Raw genomic sequence first — 16,651 nt, 5'->3', positions numbered from 1 at the left:
GGCCCTTCGGACACCCCTCCGGCCTTCATCCGGACACACGCTAACGTGGGCGGACGCAAGACAATCGGGGTGGAAAGGACGATGTCATGGTTCGGCGCTGGAGCCCGCCCGAGGTCGGGGCGCCGCTGGCGAAATATCACCATCTGGCCGCGGCACCCGCGGACTCGGAGCTGCTCTTCATCGCCGGCCAGGTCGGCACCGACGCGACCGGAACCCTCGTGGGGAGCGACGCGGCCACCCAGGCCCGCCAGGTCTTCGCCAACATCGAGGCGCTGCTCGCCTCGGCCGGGTCGGGACCGCAGCACCTGCTCCGGCTGTTCACCATGGTGGCGGGCACGGAGCACCTGGCGGGCTTCCGCTCGACCGTCGAGGAGGTGTTCACCGGCTGGTTCCCGGACGGCGACTGGCCCGCCAACTCGCTGATCGTGGCCGCCGCGCTGGCAGCCCCGGACATCGTGGTCGAGGTGGAGGCCGTGGCGGTGGTTCCCAAGCACTCAACAAACTGACGCCCTTTACAATGTAGATTCGTACGAAAAAGGGCTCGAACCTCTCCCCGTTCGGTGCCAGGCTGGGGCTCGTGAGCGACACGCAGACCGTGGTCCTGGTCGAAGGGGTCAGCGACAAGTCGGCCGTCGAAGCGCTGGCCGAGCGCCGCGGCGTGGATCTGGCGGCCGAAGGCGTCGCCCTGGTGGCGATGGGCGGCGCCACCAACATCAGGACGTACGTCGGCAGGTTCGGCCCTCGCGGCAGCGATCTCCGGCTGGCCGGCCTGTGCGACGCCGGCGAGGAAGGCGACTACCGGCGCGGCCTCGAACGCGCCGGCCTCGGATCCGTACCCAGCCGGAGCGGCCTGGAGGCGCTCGGGTTCTTCGTGTGCGTCGCCGACCTGGAGGACGAGCTGATCCGCGCCCTCGGCACCGCCGCGGTCGAGGCCGTCATCGACGCCGAGGGCGAGCTCGGCGCGTTCCGCACCCTGCAGAAGCAGCCCGCGTGGCGCGGAGGCAGCACCCATGACCAGCTACGCCGGTTCATGGGGTCGGGCAGTGGCCGCAAGATCCGTTATTCGGCCCTGCTCGTCGCGGCGCTCGACCTCGACCGTGTCCCCCGTCCGCTCGACCTGCTGCTGACCCACCTGACAGGCAGCCGGAGACGGTGATCCTCGCCGGGCAGGAGAGTTCAGGGCTCTCCGAAGGCGCCGTGCCGTCCCGCCCCGGCAGCGAAGCGGGCCGCCCCGGCAGCCGCGTCCGGCAACGAGACCAGCCCGTGCCGCAGCTCGTTGCGCATCGCCTCCTCCTCCCCCAGCCCCTCCTGCTCCAACGCCGACAACCGGTCACCGCGCAGGCACGCCTGCGGGAACCCGGCGATCTCGCGCGCCAGCTCCTCCGCGTGCCACCGCGCCGCGCCCTCCGGCACCAGCCGATTGGCCAGCCCCCACGCATACGCCTCCCGCCCCTCCACCGGCCGCCCCGTGAGGATCATGTCCATCGCCCGCGACGCCCCGACGAGCCGGGGCAACCGCACCGTGCCACCGTCGACGAGCGGAACACCCCACCGGCGGCAGAACACCCCGAACACCGCCCCCTCCTCGACCACCCGCAGGTCACACCAGAGAGCCAGCTCCAGCCCGCCCGCCACCGCATGCCCGGCCACGGCGGCGATGACCGGCTTGCCCAGGCGCATCCGTGTCGGCCCCATCGGGCCGTCGCCCTCCTCGCCGACCCGGTTGTCCAGCGCCTTGAGATCCGCTCCGGCGCAGAACGTGCCACCCTCCCCCCACAACACCGCCACCGCCGCATCCGAACGCTCGAACTCACGGAACGCGCCGGCCAGCGCGGCGGCCGTCTCCCGATCGACCGCGTTACGCGCTTCCGGCCTGCTGAGCACCACGGTGGCGACCGGCCCCTCACGCTCCAGGCGCACCGTCATACGAGCCTCCTTCGCCGAATCCGCCGAGCGTACGCCCACCCCCTGCCTCGGACCAGCCCCGCTTCTACAGCAGAGCACCCGCTTCGCACACCGTGCACCAGGACGTGATCGAGTAGGTGGGCATGCTGCCCCCCACGCAGCGACTCCCCCAGGCACGGGTGCTCATCGACATGGACCGCTACTTCGTGCTGCACGCGCCCCGGCAGACCGGCAAGACCACCACCCTGCGCACCCTGGCCTCCGAACTGACCGCCGAAGGTGACACCGCCGCCCTGCTGTTCTCCTGCGAACGTGCCAAGACGGCCGGCGACGACTACCCCGCCGCCGAGTCGCTGCTGCTGGATGCCCTGCGCGAGGCCGCCGAACGGACGGGATGGCCCAAGAAACTGCTACCGCCGGACCCCTGGCCACAGGTCACACCCGGCAGCCGGTTCGGCTCGGCGCTGAGCGAATGGTGCCGCCGCAGCCCACGCCGGGTGGTGCTGTTCCTCGACGAGATCGACGCCCTGCAAGGCAACAGCCTGATCAGCATCCTCAGCCAACTCCGCGACGGCCACAACGCCCGGCATGAAAGGCATCCGTTCCCCGCCTCCGTAGCGCTGTGCGGCATGCGTGACCTGCGCGACTACAAGATCACCTCCGGCGGCGACCCCGGCCGCTCCAACCCCGCCAGCCCGTTCAACATCGTCGCCAAGTCACTGCGGCTGGGCGACTTCACCGCCGACCAGATCGGCGAGCTCTACGACCAGCACACCCAGGCCACCGGCCAGGAGTTCACCAAGGACGCGATCGACCGGGTCTTCGAGCTGACCCAGGGACAACCCTGGCTGGTCAACGCCCTCGCCCACGAGATCACCATCAAAATGGGGGCAACCGAAGCCATCACCGCCGGACACGTGGACGACGCCAAAGAACGGCTGATCCGCCAGCGTGCCACCCACCTGGACGCGCTCGTGGCCCGCTTGCACGAGCCTCGGGTCAAGCGCGTGATGGAACCCGTGGTGGCCGGGTCATTCCCCGACGTCGACGTCACCTTCTCCGACGATCTGTCCTACGTGCGCGATCTGGGCCTGATCAAGCAGAAACCTCCCTTGGAGGTGGCGAACCCGATCTATCGGGAGGTCATCCTGCGGGTGCTGGGAGCCCCGTCGGAGCAGTACGTGATGGTGAACCCGCGCAGCTTCGTGCAGCCGGACGGCCGCTTCGACCTGGCACGCCTGCTGGAGGAGTTCGTCGTGTTCTGGCGTGAGCACGGCGAGGTCCTCATCCAGCAGGAGGGCTACCACGAAGCCGCCTGCCAGATCATCCTCATGGCCTTCCTGCACCGCCTGGTCAACGGCGGCGGCCACCTCGACCGCGAATACGCGGCCGGCACCAAACGCCTCGACGTCCTGATCCGCTGGCCCTACACCGGCCCTGAAGGCGAGCGGTTGATGCAACGGGAAGCGATGGAGCTGAAGGTCTGGCGGGCGGGCAAGGACGACCCTCTGCCCGAGGGTCTCGCTCAGCTCGACCGGTATCTGGACCGGCTCAGCCTCTCCACCGGTGTGCTGGTCATCTTCGACCGCCGTCCCGAAGCCTCACCGTGGAACGAACGAGGAGACTTCGAGCAGGCGACCACTCCGTCCGGCCGCCAGGTCACCGTTCTGCGCGGATGACGGAAGCGACAACCGGTCAGCCGGGTCCAGTGGCCATGCTGACCTCCGATATCGACATGGCCCGGCTGTGCGGCGACCATGTCCAGCTCGTCGGTATCTGATCAGACCCGCGCCGACACTCACATCTTGAAGTGGGTCCAGCCCGCGCGCCAGGTTCCGTACTTGGTGGAGTGCGCACTCCCGCAGGTGCCTGAACGACTACACGTGTGCTTTCCCTGCTTCAGGCGGCTGACCTTGCCGCGTTCGAGGCCGTAGTAGGCCTGCCACCACTGCCAGTTGTTGGGCCCCGTCGCGTACCTCTTGCTGCACACCGCTTCGACGCGGGCGAGGTTGAAGGCCCGTTGCCGCGCGTAACTGTATCCCGTGGGGATTCCGAAAATCATTTTGACGTGGCGCTCGTCGTATTTGTGGCGTGGGATGACGGTGTCGTACGCTTTCGCCTTGGTGCCCTTCTTGCACGGCTTCCCGGCACCGCTCCATTTGGTGTAGAGGTGGTACCCCGGGGACGCGGATGCCGCTGATGGGGCGACCACTGCCACGCCCGTGAGGATCATGGACGCTGCCAGTCCCACGGCGATCCTTCTGGCTGCTGACGTGGACGGTTTCCACATGATGCTGCCTTTCGTCGAATGACGCCAACGGCACGACCATACAAATGCGCGGTATATCCGAGGTATGCCAGTGCCGCGTTCCTCAGAGGACGGAACTGTCGTCGAGTCATCCGGCGCCCGCATTGCTCAGGGGCGCAGCGTTCCGCGATTCGGTGTGAGGCATCGCCGCCGCGGCAGCCGTACTGCCGGCAGCCGCCTCTGGCAGTACAGCCGCTGATCTTGGATACTTGCGTCATGTTGAAGAGTGTCAGGACCTTCTTAGGGATTCTGCTCCTCGGAGTCCTGCTCCTCGGGTGCGGTGACGTCGGCCAGGACGCGACCGCCGCATCCACCGGACCTTCCCCCAATTCCAGCGCCACCCGGGCCTCGCAGAGCCCTGCGGCCACAGCGACGACCGCCCCGGCACGGCCATTCACCCTGCCGAAGGACTGTGACGATCCGCGGTTGGCCGCGGCCATGGGCGCACTGATCAAAGGCAAGAAGTTCGACAAGCGATACGACTCGGCCGATCATGTGACCTGCTCGTGGGGGAAGAAGATTCCCACGGCCGGGGTGACGATCGCGCTTCCCTCGGCGAAGCCCAAATATAAGGATTTCCCCGAGGTCGAGGTCTCGGAGCTGTCCGCGCTCGGCGTTGAAGCGCAGTCCGGCGGGACCGAGATCGCCGTTGGCGATCGAACCCTGTACACCCAGGCGTTCGTGGTCAGCGCTCCGCAGTTCCGGCTCACCGTCGATCAGATGAGCGAGGAACGGCACGACGACGACCTTCGCGAGGCAGCCGTCGCCCTCACCACCTGGTTGACGTCATAGCGTCCCGGCTCACGACACCCCCAGTTCCCGGCTGCTCCCCACCTGGAAGGAACGGCCGGTGGGGACCAGGTCGAGCCTGCTCACGGTTTCGTCGGCGTTGAGGCGGAACACGCGGGCGCCCGCGGAGGTCAGCGTTTCCAGGGCGACGGCGCGCGCCCCGCTGCCCGATGCGGCCGACAGGAGCGTTGTCATCAGGCCGGATGGCCACTCACCCGTGGTCATCTCGGCCGAGTTCAGATGTGGTTCTCGCGGCCAGACGTGATCGAGCTTCCATACGGTCGCGACCTTGCGCATCTCCAGGATCGCACCGCCGCGACGGTAGTCGTGGCTGGATCCGCTGCTGGTGGTCGTCTGGCCCCAGACCAGTACGGCGACGCGATCGGGCCGGGCGGCGACGATCCCGCTCTCGGCCGGCACGGCCTTGCGCACGATTTTCTCCTCGCGGATTCGCTGCGCCTGATCCTGGAGCCGGCCGGTGTACTCGACATTCGCCCGTCCCGTGGCCACAGCGTCCACCGCCTGGAAATCCTTGTCGAGGGTCTGGTGGGCGAAGCTGTTGACAATGCCGTAGGCGTTGCGCGCCGCCTGCTCGGCCTCCTCGGCGTACAGCGGCGGCGGAAGCAGCCTGGCCGGGGCCGCGCTCGCTTGTGCGGCAGGGCTGCCGCTCTCGCCCTTCCACAGCACCACCACGCCGCCGCCACCGCCGGCGATGACGACGACCGCCGCCACCGCGATGACCCAGCTCCGCTTCCTGGCCGGTTTGCGGGCCTGCGACCGGATCGGCGGCCCGGCGGGATCCATCGGTGCCTGGTCGACGAGGTGGTAGAGGAGATCCTGAGCCGACGGACGGTGCGCCGGGTCTTTGGCCAGGCACACCGTCAGGATGGAGCGCAGGAAACCGTCCAACTCGATGTCCGGGCCCAAGTCCGGGTCCTGGTGCAGAACGCGGTAGACGACGCTTTGCACGCTGTCGTCGCCGAACGGAGGACGGCCCGTCGCCGCGTATACGATCGTCGCGGCCCAGGAGAAGAGGTCGGCGGCGGTCCGCGGCGGGTGCCCGGCCAACTGCTCGGGCGCGATGAACGCCGGAGTTCCGGCGATGGGGGAGTCCGTGGTGGCGCCGCCGAGGGCGTGAGCGAGGCCGAAGTCGATGACACGGGGGCCGTCCGGGCCCATGACCACGTTGCGGGGGGTCAGGTCCAGATGGGCGATATCCGCGCGATGGATCGCGGTCAAGGCGGTGGCGGTGGCGACGGCCAGGCGTTCCAACGCCTCGCCACGCAGAGGTCCCTCACTACGGACCAGTTCGTCCAGGGATGGGCCGGGCACGTACTCGGTGACGATATGCGGCGGATTGTGCGTCAGGTCGGCGTCGAGCACCTGGGCCGTACAGAACCCGGAGACCCTGCGGAGCAGGTCGAGTTCGGTCGCCATGCGGTGCCGGGCGGCCTCGTCGGAGATCCAGGGGAGCGTCTTCACCGCGACCTGCCGTCCGTCGTCCCCCGCGGCTAGGAAGACGACGCCCTGGCCGCCCGCGGCGAGCCGGCCGAGCACCCGGTAGCGTCCGATCCTCTCCGGATCGCCGCGACGGAGGCGGGCGGAGGTGCTCATTTCGTACGCCGCTGGAACAGGGACCGATTGTCCTTCGGCGACGTGACGTCCTCAAGCTTCCATCGCCCATCGACCCGGCGCAGATGCAGCCGGTAACCCACGACCTCGTGCTCCGGGGCTTTGGCGGAGTCCCCGAGGTGGATGAGGGTCGCGGAATCGGGGCCGTCGAACCGTTCGAAAGCCGTACCTATGTCCCGGTACTGCCAGGTCCACCAGTCGGGCACCTGCGCGTCGGGGAGCGCGGCGAGTTCCCGCCACCACCGCTCTGCCCGTCCGGTGGTGCAGCGGCTGAAGAAGTCGGGGCGTTCTTCCAGGCGGGGCCCGTTGATGAACGCTTCGGTCTGGCAGCGGGCCGCGTCGGTCACCATCTGCCGCGCCTGCGCGGTCGGCCAGGCGGCGCCTGGCGGAGCCGTCGAACCCGATGATGTGGTTCGCGCGTAATCCATCTTCCATCCGCCGCCCGAGGGAACCATTTCGGCGAACAGCAGGGGGTCGCTGGCTTCCGCCGGGGTTCCGTTCCTGGTGATGGCACTGAGCCCGGTGACGATGATCGACACTCGCTGAGGCGACGCCCAGACGATGCCCGCCGCGGTCGCCCGTGCCGTCTGTTTCGCCTTCGCGGCCACCACCGCGCTCCTGGAATTGTCGATGAGATGCTGGTAGTCCTGCGCCGCTACTCCGGACAGCAGCGCCAGTGTACGCCGCGCCGCGTCGTCGTAGTCCGCGTGGTCGAGGCTGTACCACGCTTCGAAGGCCGTACGCGCCGCACCCGCCGCCGCCAGGGCGTACGCCGGAGGCCCGCCGGCCGCCGGAGGGGGCGTGACCTTCGCTTCCTCTCGGTCCTGCGCGTACCAGAGCACCCCCGCGGTCAGGGCCGCCGCCGCGGCGACCGCGATCGCCGCTGACATCACCTTGCGGGATGTCTTCAGCGCTCGCGCAGGTAATCGTCGGCCACGGCGGGGCTCGGTCTGAGGAACGACACCGACGTCCATGATGGACAGCGGGAGCTCTGCAGCCGTGGGGCGGTCGGCGGGGTCCTTGGACAGGCAACGTTCCACCAAGGGCCGCAGATGCGCCGGCAGGGAGGTGAGGTCGGGCGGCTCGTGGAGCACGCGGTACAGGATGGCCGGCAAGGTGCCGCCCTCGAACGGTGAACGGCCGGTGGCGGCGTGCACGATGGTGGCGCCCCAGGCGAAGATGTCGGCGGCGGGGCCGAACTCCTCGCCCCTGATCTGCTCCGGGGCCATGTAGCGGGGCGTGCCCACCTGAGCGCTGGCGAGGGCGGCGCCGTCTTGCAGAACGCGGGCGATGCCGAAGTCGATGACCCGCGGGCCGTCGTGTCCCAGCAGGACGTTCTGCGGTTTGAGATCGCGGTGGACGATGCCCGCCCGATGGATCGCGATGAGCGCGGTGGCCGTCGCCACCGCGAGCCGGTCAAGCTCTGTTCCCATGAGAGGGCCGTGTTCGGCGACGTGGGCGTGAAGAGACGACCCGGGAACATATTCGCTGACGATGTAGGGCGGGTCGGCCGTCACATCGGCGTCGAGAACCTGCGCGGTGCAGAAACTGGAGACGCGACGGAGAACAGCGAACTCGCGCTCGAACAGGCGGCGCGCATCGGAGCCGACGTCGGCGTTGATGACCTTCAACGCCACCTGGGCACCGTCTGGGGCATTGGCCAGGTAGACGACACCTTGGCCGCCGGCCCCCAGCCGTCCCATTACCGTATAACGCCCGATATGCCGCGGATCACCCGGAAGTAGGGCTGCACCACTCATCACCGCACAGATTAACGGTCGTTCCACCTGCTCGGCCAGCCTGGCGAGTGATCACGAAAGGTATCGGGTCTGACGTTTCGCCGGAGCCTCCCCTCGAATAGGCGCTCAGCTTGCATGAGCCGATCCGGCCCCCGGGCCGCGGAGCACCATACCCGGTGCATAGCCCGCCCCGAGACGGAAGTCGTCCGCCTGCCGGCGGTCGACCGTGAGCATCCCGTTGACGAGCACGAAATCGATGCCGCTCGGCGCGGCCGGCGCGTCGAAGGTGGCGTTCTCGCCGACGGTCGCCGCGTCGAACACGACGACGTCGCCGTACGCGCCCACCCGCAGGACTCCGCGATCCGTCAGGCCCATCAGCGCGGCGGGCACCGCGGTCATCTTCCGCAGCGCGGTCTCAAGCGGCAGCGCCCGCTTCTCCCGCACGTACTCGCCCAGAACCTTCGGGAAGGCGCCGTAACTGCGCGGATGGCACGGCGTCAGCCAGGGCTGGTTGAATCCGTCAGTGCAGATCGCGAGGTACGGCACGGCGAGGTAGCGGCGGACGGTGTCGTCACTCGTGCTCAGATCCGTCCCCATGACGGCGTCGTCGCGCTCGTCAGGAAGCATTTCGAGGATCAGGTCCGCGACCGCCTCCGGAGTGGCGTCGCCGCCCCGCTCGGTGAGGATGCGCGACAGCGGCGCCCCCTGCCACCGCCGCCCCGTGCCGTCGGTCCAGTCGAACACCACGACCAGGTCGCCGTTCCCCTGGTGATAGCGCATGATCCGGTCGACGATCCCCGCCTTGATCTGCCGGAAGCGGCCCGGGTCGCGCAGGTGGGTGCCGATCAGGGTGGGCTTGCCGGCGGCGAGATGTTCGCCGGGGACGAATATGGACGGGTTCCAGCCGAAGAAGGGGTAGGGGTACTGGTCACCGGCCACGTCGATGCCGTCGGCGCGCGCCGCCTCGATGGCGGCGATCACCGCTTCGGTCTTCCACCAGTTGCAGGCGCCGTCGGATTTGAGGTGGGAGAGCTGGACTCGCGCGCCCGAGTCGCGGCCGATCCGGATCCCCTCCTCGACTGCGGCGAGCAGGTGGTCGCCCTCGCTGCGCATGTGGCTGGCGTAGAAGCCCCCGGACTGCGCCACGACGGACGCGCACCCGATCAGTTCCGCGGTGCGCGAGGAGATCCCGGGAATGTATTCGAGCCCGCTCGACATGCCGAACGCGCCGGCTGCCATCGCCTTGCCGAGCACGTCCTTCATGGCCTGGATCTGCTCGTCGGAGGGCGCCTCCTGATCGGCGGGGATTCCGCAGGAGGTCCGTACGTATCCGTGGCCGATGAGTGTCCCGAAATTCACTGCGGGCGACTGTTCGTCCAGGCGGGCGAGGAGGCTCCCCGGGTCCATCGTGGTCATTCCGCAGTTGCCCGCGAGAACCGTTGTTATCCCCTGCATCAGATAGTTCTTGAAAAGCAGGTGGTCAGGGTCGTCGAAAAGGTCCAGATCGGTGTGCGTGTGGATGTCGACGAATCCCGGGCAAACGATTTCGCCGGCCGCCTCGATGACGTCGGTGCCCGGGCCGACCTGCCGCCCGGCGCCGTCCCGGTCACCGACGTAGCTGACCTTCCCGTGCGAGATCGCCAGAGCCTCGGCGTACGGCCGGGCGGGATCCATGGTGATGACCGAGGCGTCGAGAATGACGGTGTCGGCCGGTCCGCTTTCCGTGAACGCGCTCACGTGAACCTCCATTGTCGGTTGTCCGGGTCGAGCCGGCTGATCGGGACGCCGAGCTGCTCGGCGGTGAACCTTGCGAGGAGATGGCGTGCCGTCCGGGCGGTCATGTGGCTGTAGCCGAGGGTGGCTCGCAGGGCAAGGCTCTCGGAGATGGCGACGTAGCGTTCGCAGACCTCTTCGATGAGCGTGACCGGGGTGAACGTTCCGTCCTCGACCCCGGCGCGGAACACGTCGAGCACCGCGTCCGCCCACCGTTTGGACATGCGGGCGCACTCGTCGAGGAAGGCGGGATGGCGGCGGACCCGGCCCCAGGCCTCCAGCCACAGCAGATATTCCTCATGGACGCCGCCCTGGTCATCGGGGACGCTCAGTTCGAGCAGGCGGCGGACGTGCTCGATGGCGCCCACGTTCTCGTCGCGCAGGCGCCGCAGCGTCTCGTGCAGTTGGTCGCCCGCCCAGCGGAACGCCGCGAGCAGCGCCTCGTCCTTGCTCCGGAAGTAATAGTGGATGCTCGCGTTCGAGACGCCGGCCTCGCGGGCGATGTCCGAGATGCGCGTGGCCTCGATGCCGCGCTGCGCCATGATCCGGCAGGCGGCGATGCGGATGCGGTCTTCCGGGCTGCCCGGGTCAGGGGCCCGGTCGGGACGCGAATGGCCCTGCTCCCGCCAGCGGCCCACCAGCTTGCGCAGCAGGTCGACGTCCTTGCCTCCGGCCTGGATGATCTCTTCGAGGCGCCGCGTCATTCGCCAGGCGCGCCGGTAGTCCAGACCTAAGGCCCCGGCCACCCGGTTGGGCCGGATCTTGCCCGGTGTGTCCAGCACCATGACCGCGGCGTCCAGCCAGGCCGCCAGCCGTACCGGCGAGCCGGCGAACGGGGTGGCCGAGGCGGGGTAGACGTGCGTGCCGCAGTGGTCGCACGCGTAGGCGCGCCGTCGCGAGATCCGGTGGAACGTCCTGCTCGTCCCGCACCGCGGGCAGCGCGACGTCCCGCCGTCCGGTGCGTGGAGGACGGTCCAGAACAAGGCCAGGGCCGCGTCTTCTCTGCCGGCGGCGTCTGAGGCCGGGAGATCCATACTTGCCTCTGCGGGAATCTAGATCGACGTTAATTCCGGAAAATGCAAGGAAAACAATTCCTTGACAGGTTATCGCGGCAAATGCGATGGTTTGCCGCACCAAAGATATTCCAGTAGAAGCACCAGGAGTCACTGACGTGCGGAGCGGAAGTTCACCGGCGGCACGATTCATCACCCGGCTCACGTGGGACACGCTGCCCCGCGAGGTGATCGACCGCGCGGTCATGTGCCTGGTGGACACGCTCGCGGCCATGCTGGCCGGCCGTACGGCCAGGTCAGCCCGTATCGCCGCCGACCTCGCGCACGACTGGTGGCCGGCCGGCGCCGCTTCGTCGATCGTCAGCGGCAAGCGTCTGGCCCCTGGCGGCGCCGCCTTCGCGAACGCGGTCGCGGCGAACGCCGTGGACGTCGACGACTGCGGCATCTACACCTGGGGACACCCAGGAGCCCAGGTCGTCCCCACCGCACTCGCACTCGCCGAGGAGCACCGGCTCAGCGGGCGCGAACTGATCACCGCGATCGTCGTCGGGTACGAGATCGCCTTCCGGGCCGGCCGCTGCCTCAACCACGAGCAGAGCGCGGTCCATTCGGCCGAGCGCACCTACCGGGCCTGCGGGTCATGGGGCTCGGTGGCCTGCGCCGCCGTCGCCTGCCACGTACTCCGGCTCGACGAGGCCACCACCAGGCACGCGCTGGGCATCGCGGAGTACGACTCACCCGACCTGCCGATGATGCGGGCCATCGACACGCCGGGAATGGTCAAGCACGGCGTCGGGTTCGGCGCGCTCACCGGCCTGCTGTCGGCGGACCTCGCCCGGCGCGGCTTCACCGGGATCGAGCCCGGGCTGGACCTGGCGGAGTTCCGGCCGTTCGCCGACGATCTCGGCCACGACTACTACCTGCCTCACGGCATCACCTGGAAGCGGTTCTCCAGCTGCGCCTGGACTCACCCCGCCCTGCTGGCGATCGAGGAGCTGCGCACCCGGCATCCGCTGAAGCCCGAGTCCATCGAGCGGGTCGTCATCGCGACCTACCCCGACGCGGCACGGCTCGGCACGCGCCTTCCGGAGACGACCGAGGAGGCACAGTTCAACCTGGCGTGGCCGGTGGCGGCGATGCTCGTGGACGGCAGGGTCGGGCCCGAGCAGATCGGGGACTCGCGTCTGGGCTCCGAAGAGATCGCCGGGCTCTGCCGGCGGATCGATGTGGTGGTGTCGGAGGAGCTGAGCCACCGCTACTACCTTTCGGAGATCAACGCTCCCGAGGGGAGCGACTCGGCCGAGGTCACCGTCACACTGACCGACGGCACCGTCCTGTCCTCCGGCCGGGTCGACCACGTCCTCTATCCCGAGCCCGGCTGGACCCGGGACGAGATGCACGAGAAGTTCGCCTGGCTGGCCGCCGGCCAGCTGGAGCCGGCGTCCATCCCGCGTCTCCTGGAAGCCCTGGCCGGCGTGGAATCCGCCGACGACAGCTCCGCCCTCGTGCGTGATCTGGCGTCCTGCCTGATACCGGTGCCCATTGAGCAAGGAGCCCCGTCATGAGACGGCACCGACACATCCTGACCGCCATGGCCGCGACGGTCCTCTCACTCACCGCATGCTCGCTGGTGGGCGGCCCGCCCGCCTCCATCGGGGACAATCCGGCGACAGGCGGCGCGAGCGGCACCCCCGGCCCCACGACGTCGGTGAACGCCGACCCCGCCCTGCACGACCAGCTGCCGGAACGGATCAAGTCGGCCGGAGTGATCAGGGTGGCCAGCAACATCCCCTATCCGCCGTGGGAGATGTACACGACGGTCGGCGGGAAGCAGCCGACCGGCATCGACTATGACCTCTCCCAGGCGCTGGCGGCCAAGCTCGGGGTGCGCGCCTCCTTCGACCAGACACCCTTCGACTCCATGATCCCGGCGATCCTCGCCGGCAAGGCCGACATCGTCATGGCCGGCCTGTTCGACACCCCCAAACGGCGGGAGTCGCTGAACTTCGTCGACTACGCCGAGGACGGCTACTCCATGCTCGTCGCCAAGGGCAACCCCGAAGGGCTGAAGGACGTCACCGACCTGTCCGGCAAGACCGTGGCGGTGCAGAGCTCCACTTCGGAGGAGGCGGCGATCGACAAGCTGAGCGACCGGCTCGAGGCCGGGGGCAGACCCGGCGTCACGGTCGTGCGGTTCCCCGGTGACAGCGAGGCGTTCCTGGCGATCAGGAGCGGGAAGGCGGTCGCGCGCGTCCAGGCGACCTCGGCCGCCGCGTACGCGGCCAAGACCTTCGACAACGGGAACGCGTTCGAGCTGGTCCAGGCGCCGTCGATCACCGAACAGTTCGGTGGCGGCATGGAGGGCATCGGCGTGCCCAAGTCCGACCCCGAACTGCTGAAGGCGATACAGAAGGCGCTGCAGGCGCTGATGGACGACGGGACCTACCAGCAGATCCTCACGAAGTACGGCGTGCAGAGCATCGCACTGACCAAGGCGGAGATCAACCAGGGGAAGGTGCTGTGAGCCCCGCGGCGCCCCCGTCCCCCGCGCGAGTGCGACCGCCGGGCATCACGGTGGTGCCGACCCGCCGCCCTGGCCGGTGGGCCGCGGCCGCGTTCGTCGCCTACCTCCTGATCGCACTCGGCTGGTCGCTGTGGAACAACCCCAACCTCGACATCGCGACCGTCGGACAATATCTGTTCGCGCCTTCGATCCTTCAAGGTCTCATCGTCACCGCCGAACTGACCGTCGTCGCGATGATCATCGGGATCGTCGGCGGCGTGCTGCTCGCAGTGATGCGGATGTCGGACAATCCCGTGCTGTCCGGGGTCGCCTGGGTCTACATCTGGCTGCTGCGCGGTACGCCGCTCCTGGTCCAGATCATCTTCTGGGGGTTCCTGGGCGCCCTCTATCCCCATCTCTTCCTCGGGATCCCGCTGACCGGCATAGTCTTCGGATCCGTGCCCACGAACTCGATCATCGGCGCGGCCACCGCGGCCGTGCTGGCGCTCGCCACCCACCAGGCGGCCTACTGCGCCGAGCTCGTCCGGGCGGCGATCATCTCGGTCGACGCCGGGCAGCGCGAGGCGGCCATGTCGCTCGGCATGTCCGGGGGAAGCAGGATGCGGTTCGTCATCCTGCCGCAGGCCATGCGCGTGCTGATCCCCACACTCGGCAACGAGACCATCTCGATGCTCAAGATGACCGCGCTGGTCTCGGTCATCTCCGGCCAGGATCTGATGACCGCCGTCCAGCAGATCTACCAGCAGAACTTCAAGATCATTCCGCTGTTGGTCGACGCGTCGCTGTGGTATCTCCTGGTGACCTCGCTCCTGACCGTCGGCCAGCACTACGTCGAACGCCACTTCGGCCGCGGATTCGGTGGCGGGCCCGCCACCGGTGCGGCCCGTCGGAGAGCGGGCAGGCGGGCGGACGCCGGGCCGATCGTCGAACCCGTCTCCGAAACTGACGAGGTCGTCGAACCCGCCCCGGGCGACGAGCCGATGGTGCGCGCCGAGCAGGTGTGGAAATGGTTCGGCGACAGCGATGTGCTGCGGGGCATCGACATCACCGTCCACCCCCGCCAGACGCTCGTCCTGCTCGGCCCCTCGGGAAGCGGGAAATCGACCCTGCTGCGCTGCGTCAACGCCCTGGAGAAGATCGACTCGGGACTGCTGGAGGTCGACGGCGAACGGGTCGGCCTGCGCACCGCCGCCGACGGCCAGCTGCACGAGATGCCACCGGCTCACCTGTGCCGGCAGCGCACCCGTATCGGCATGGTCTTCCAGCGGTTCAACCTGTTCCCGCACATGACCGCCCTGGAGAACGTGGCGCTCGGTCCGCGGCGCGTCCTCGGTCTGCCCCGCGGGCAGGCCGAGGCAGAGGCCGAGCGGTTGCTGACCAGGGTCGGCCTGCGGGACAAGCTCGACGCGTACCCGGCGCAGCTGTCGGGAGGACAGCAGCAGCGGGTGGCGATCGCCCGCGCTCTGGCGATGAAACCGCACCTGATGCTGTTCGACGAACCCACCTCGGCGCTGGACCCCGAGCTGGTGGGGGAAGTACTCGACGTCATGAAGGACCTGGCCCGGCGCGGCATGACCATGATCGTCGCCACCCACGAGATCGGGTTCGCCAAGGAGGTCGCCGACACCGTCGCCATGCTCGACGGCGGCGTCATCGTCGAATCCGGCCCACCGGGCGCGTGCCTGGTGGAGCCGAAGGAGGAGCGCACCAGAGCCTTCCTTTCCAAGGTCCTCGCCTAAGCCCTCACCCAGCCCTGTCCTCTCCCAGTCACGGCGCATTCAGGAGGTCTCCGCAGTGCCCGAGGTCATCGTCGTCGGTGCAGGCGTCACGGGAACGTCGACCGCGTTCCACCTCGCCGAGCGAGGCGCACGGTCCGTCACCGTCATCGACGCCCGGCACGCTGGCGAGGGCATGAGCAGCCGCTCATCGGCCCTCGTCCGCATGCACTACACGTTCGAGCAGGAAGTACGGCTGGCCGTTGACAGCCTGACCTTCTTCCGCGACTGGCCGGAACGCGTCGGCCGGCCCTCGGTCTTCCACGAGTGCGGCTTCGTCCGCATCGTGTCGCCCGGCGAGGCCGGCTTGCTTCGGGAGAACGTCAAGATGCAGCGGGCCTGCGGCGCCGAGGCCGAGGTCATCACCGCCGACGACCTGCTCGAACTCGAACCGGGCTGGCGTGCCGACGACGTCGTCGCCGCAGCGTACGAACCCCGCGCCGGTTACGGCGACGGCGCCATCGTGGCCGGCGATCTCCTCTCGCGGGCGCGGGAGGAGGGCGTCGCCTACCGTCCCAACACCCGCGTCCGCGCCCTCGTCGAGTCCGGCGGCCGGATCCGAGGCGTGCGCACCGACCAGGGCGACATCATGGCCGATCTCGTCATCCTCGCCACGGGCGTCTGGACCCGCCCCCTGCTCGCCGCGGTGGGCGCCGACCTCCCCATCGAGCCCGAGTACCACGAGGTCGCCGTCCTGCGCGACCAGCCCGGTTCGCCCGCGGGCCGTACCGCTTGCATCGATTCCGGTACCCGCAGCTATTTCAGGCCGGAACCCGGCGCCGGCCTGCTCCTTGGCGACTTCATCGGCCCACGCGACGGCATCGATCCTGACGACTTCCCCCAGACCCCCCGCGACGACAGCGTCGTCGAACTGGTGGGACGGGTCACCCGCCGCGTCCCCGCGCTCGCGTCCGCCGGCATCTCCCGCGGCGTGACCGGTGTCTACGACATGTCGCCCGACGCGCGACCGATGCTGGGCCCCGTCGCCGGTCTGGAGGGGTTGATCGTCGCCGCCGGCTTCTCCGGCATGGGCTTCAAGATCTGCCCGGCGGTCGGCCGCGCCCTGGCGGAGCTCACTCTGGGCGAACAGCAGACCGTGGACATCTCCGCGTTCTCACCCGACCGCTTCGCAGCGGGAAACCCCATCACGCCCCCGTACGCCTATGCCGACGATTGACGGACGAGGGTGGGAG

At 69.1% G+C, this 16,651-nt stretch carries 14 protein-coding genes and 1 pseudogene; 9 read left to right on the top strand and 6 right to left on the bottom strand.

The annotated features are described in order from the left end of the window. The first annotated feature begins 86 nt into the window (after positions 1-86). Together E1295_RS32795 and E1295_RS32790 are read left to right on the top strand one after the other, a co-directional pair. A complete protein-coding gene (locus E1295_RS32795; RefSeq protein ID WP_132636498.1) occupies positions 87-506 on the top strand; it encodes a RidA family protein in 420 nt (139 codons plus the stop codon). A 71-nt stretch (positions 507-577) separates the two neighbouring features. Next, positions 578-1,156: a TOPRIM nucleotidyl transferase/hydrolase domain-containing protein gene (locus E1295_RS32790; protein ID WP_132636496.1), complete on the top strand. Its 579-nt coding sequence runs from the start codon at positions 578-580 to the stop codon at positions 1,154-1,156. Between the two features lie 20 nt (positions 1,157-1,176). Here the strand turns inward: E1295_RS32790 and E1295_RS32785 are convergent, their stop codons facing one another. Then, entirely contained in the window at positions 1,177-1,926 is a 750-nt protein-coding gene (locus E1295_RS32785) for a crotonase/enoyl-CoA hydratase family protein (RefSeq protein WP_132636494.1), read from the bottom strand. Between the two features lie 122 nt (positions 1,927-2,048). Between E1295_RS32785 and E1295_RS32780 the strand changes: the two genes are divergently transcribed. Continuing rightward, positions 2,049-3,584, top strand: coding sequence for an ATP-binding protein (locus E1295_RS32780; RefSeq protein WP_132636492.1), 1,536 nt, complete (start codon positions 2,049-2,051; stop codon positions 3,582-3,584). A 119-nt stretch (positions 3,585-3,703) separates the two neighbouring features. On the opposite strand, the gene E1295_RS32770 is transcribed toward E1295_RS32780, so the two are convergent. Then, the gene (locus tag E1295_RS32770) at positions 3,704-4,156 is read right to left on the bottom strand and encodes a hypothetical protein (RefSeq protein WP_132636490.1); all 453 of its coding nucleotides are present in this window, start codon (positions 4,154-4,156) and stop codon (positions 3,704-3,706) included. A 273-nt stretch (positions 4,157-4,429) separates the two neighbouring features. On the opposite strand from E1295_RS32770, the gene E1295_RS32765 reads away from it, so the two are divergent. Further along, positions 4,430-5,005, top strand: a complete 576-nt coding sequence (locus E1295_RS32765; RefSeq protein ID WP_132636488.1) for a hypothetical protein — start codon at positions 4,430-4,432, stop codon at positions 5,003-5,005. A 9-nt stretch (positions 5,006-5,014) separates the two neighbouring features. On the opposite strand, the gene E1295_RS32760 is transcribed toward E1295_RS32765, so the two are convergent. The 4 genes from E1295_RS32760 to E1295_RS32745 form a co-directional block, all read right to left on the bottom strand. Continuing rightward, positions 5,015-6,616, bottom strand: coding sequence for a serine/threonine protein kinase (locus E1295_RS32760; protein ID WP_132636486.1), 1,602 nt, complete (start codon positions 6,614-6,616; stop codon positions 5,015-5,017). Beyond that, on the bottom strand, positions 6,613-8,337 hold the full coding sequence (locus E1295_RS32755; RefSeq protein ID WP_246080612.1) for a serine/threonine-protein kinase: 1,725 nt from the start codon (positions 8,335-8,337) through the stop codon (positions 6,613-6,615). The genes E1295_RS32760 and E1295_RS32755 overlap by 4 nt, the downstream gene beginning before the upstream one ends. Before the next feature lie 162 nt (positions 8,338-8,499). Continuing rightward, positions 8,500-10,110 carry an N-acyl-D-amino-acid deacylase family protein gene (locus E1295_RS51995; protein ID WP_166427513.1) on the bottom strand — a complete coding sequence of 537 codons (1,611 nt, stop codon included), beginning with the start codon at positions 10,108-10,110 and terminating at the stop codon, positions 8,500-8,502. Then, on the bottom strand, positions 10,107-11,129 hold the full coding sequence (locus E1295_RS32745; RefSeq protein ID WP_166427512.1) for a TetR family transcriptional regulator: 1,023 nt from the start codon (positions 11,127-11,129) through the stop codon (positions 10,107-10,109). Before E1295_RS32745 ends, E1295_RS51995 begins: the two co-directional genes overlap by 4 nt. Positions 11,130-11,317: 188 nt before the next feature. Between E1295_RS32745 and E1295_RS32740 the strand changes: the two genes are divergently transcribed. The 5 genes and pseudogenes from E1295_RS32740 (at position 11,318) to E1295_RS32725 (ending at position 16,635) form a co-directional block, all read left to right on the top strand. Further along, entirely contained in the window at positions 11,318-12,724 is a 1,407-nt protein-coding gene (locus E1295_RS32740; protein ID WP_166427511.1) for an MmgE/PrpD family protein, read from the top strand. Beyond that, positions 12,721-13,683 carry an ABC transporter substrate-binding protein gene (locus tag E1295_RS32735; protein ID WP_132636476.1) on the top strand — a complete coding sequence of 321 codons (963 nt, stop codon included), beginning with the start codon at positions 12,721-12,723 and terminating at the stop codon, positions 13,681-13,683. The genes E1295_RS32740 and E1295_RS32735 overlap by 4 nt, the downstream gene beginning before the upstream one ends. Beyond that, positions 13,680-14,513 (top strand): annotated as a pseudogene (locus E1295_RS51265) (amino acid ABC transporter permease); the annotation flags it as partial. The gene E1295_RS32735 and the pseudogene E1295_RS51265, both read left to right, overlap by 4 nt. 150 nt (positions 14,514-14,663) lie before the next feature. Further along, on the top strand, positions 14,664-15,422 hold the full coding sequence (locus tag E1295_RS50345) for an amino acid ABC transporter ATP-binding protein (RefSeq protein WP_220449010.1): 759 nt from the start codon (positions 14,664-14,666) through the stop codon (positions 15,420-15,422). A 55-nt stretch (positions 15,423-15,477) separates the two neighbouring features. Then, entirely contained in the window at positions 15,478-16,635 is a 1,158-nt protein-coding gene (locus tag E1295_RS32725) for an NAD(P)/FAD-dependent oxidoreductase (RefSeq protein WP_166427510.1), read from the top strand. Positions 16,636-16,651: the final 16 nt, after the last annotated feature.

The organism is Nonomuraea mesophila, from assembly GCF_004352805.1.
Lineage (GTDB): Bacteria > Actinomycetota > Actinomycetes > Streptosporangiales > Streptosporangiaceae > Nonomuraea > Nonomuraea longispora.
The sequence above is the reverse complement of the archived record's forward strand: the minus strand, read 5'-3'. Positions and strand labels throughout refer to the sequence as shown.

What these genes read in the sequence shown, in the direction of transcription:
- E1295_RS50345 (WP_220449010.1), top strand. Translation starts at nt 14,664, where the DNA reads ATGGTGCGCGCCGAGCAGGTGTGGAAATGGTTCGGCGACAGCGATGTG.
- E1295_RS32785 (WP_132636494.1), bottom strand. Translation starts at nt 1,926, where the DNA reads ATGACGGTGCGCCTGGAGCGTGAGGGGCCGGTCGCCACCGTGGTGCTC.
- E1295_RS32765 (WP_132636488.1), top strand. Translation starts at nt 4,430, where the DNA reads ATGTTGAAGAGTGTCAGGACCTTCTTAGGGATTCTGCTCCTCGGAGTC.
- E1295_RS32755 (WP_246080612.1), bottom strand. Translation starts at nt 8,337, where the DNA reads ATGGGACGGCTGGGGGCCGGCGGCCAAGGTGTCGTCTACCTGGCCAAT.
- E1295_RS32735 (WP_132636476.1), top strand. Translation starts at nt 12,721, where the DNA reads ATGAGACGGCACCGACACATCCTGACCGCCATGGCCGCGACGGTCCTC.
- E1295_RS32795 (WP_132636498.1), top strand. Translation starts at nt 87, where the DNA reads ATGGTTCGGCGCTGGAGCCCGCCCGAGGTCGGGGCGCCGCTGGCGAAA.
- E1295_RS32780 (WP_132636492.1), top strand. Translation starts at nt 2,049, where the DNA reads ATGCTGCCCCCCACGCAGCGACTCCCCCAGGCACGGGTGCTCATCGAC.
- E1295_RS32760 (WP_132636486.1), bottom strand. Translation starts at nt 6,616, where the DNA reads ATGAGCACCTCCGCCCGCCTCCGTCGCGGCGATCCGGAGAGGATCGGA.